Raw genomic sequence first — 843 nt, 5'->3', positions numbered from 1 at the left:
CCGCCCTCGTCCAGGCACCGGCGCTGGCGCCGCTGCCGGTGCAGGAGGTGATGGCCCGCCGGCTTGGCGCTCTCGCCACGCTGACCATTCCGCTCGCCGCCCCGGCAGCCTCCGCGCCGGAGCGTGCCCCACTGCCGATAGTGGTCACGACGCCGGCGACATCACCGGCACCTGCGGCCGATTCGGCAAGCGATGCCGGCGCCTCCGCCGCCGTGCAGGCCCGACCGATCTCGCTTGGCCTTGCAGCGCCCGCCCTTGGCGACCTGGCGGCGCCCCAGGCTCTCGACGTTGCTGCTGCGCCACCGCTGCGGCTGCTCGATCTGGCGGCGTTGCCGCTGCTGGCCACCGCAACCCCGTTGCAGCCGCAGCCGCTGCTGGCACCGGCCCGCCTCGCGGTTGACTGGCTGTCGGGCACCGATGTCGAAGCAATTGCCCCGGCTGCCGAGCCGCCAGCCTATCAGCGGCTGGTGGGGGCGCTGCTGGCCCAGGCCGATCTGGCCGATGCCGTTGATCCGGTCGCGGTGCGCCTTGCCATCAACCGGCTGGAGGCGCTGGTGGCGCGCATCCGGGCCTTGACCAGTGCGGTGGCGGATGCCTGACGGCGATGATCTGGGCCGCGAACTGAGCCGGGGCCTGCATGGCGACCTGAGCCTGTTCGGCGCCGGCCGGCCGGCGCCTGACCTGCTGCCGGTCGCCCGTCCTACCCTGGTGGCAAGGATGCAGCATGTGGTGCTCGCTGCGCTGATGATCGCGCTGGTGCTGGCGCTGGCCGGCCCGGCGTTGGCGAAGAAGCGTGAACCGCAGCCGGTGGCGCCGGTGGTGGTGGCGCCGCCCACGCCGGCG

Annotated in this window: 1 protein-coding gene and 1 pseudogene; both read left to right on the top strand. The window is 74.0% G+C overall.

What is annotated here, in order from left to right:
- Positions 1 to 599 (top strand): annotated as a pseudogene (locus GJV64_RS14990) (hypothetical protein); the annotation flags it as partial.
- On the top strand, positions 592 to 843 hold a 252-nt coding region (locus GJV64_RS14985), incomplete at its 3' end, for a hypothetical protein (protein WP_164158314.1). The pseudogene GJV64_RS14990 and the gene GJV64_RS14985, both read left to right, overlap by 8 nt.

The sequence above is a fragment of the Sandarakinorhabdus rubra genome (genome assembly GCF_010994245.1).
GTDB classification, from domain to species: domain Bacteria; phylum Pseudomonadota; class Alphaproteobacteria; order Sphingomonadales; family Sphingomonadaceae; genus Sandarakinorhabdus; species Sandarakinorhabdus rubra.
The sequence above is the reverse complement of the archived record's forward strand: the minus strand, read 5'-3'. Positions and strand labels throughout refer to the sequence as shown.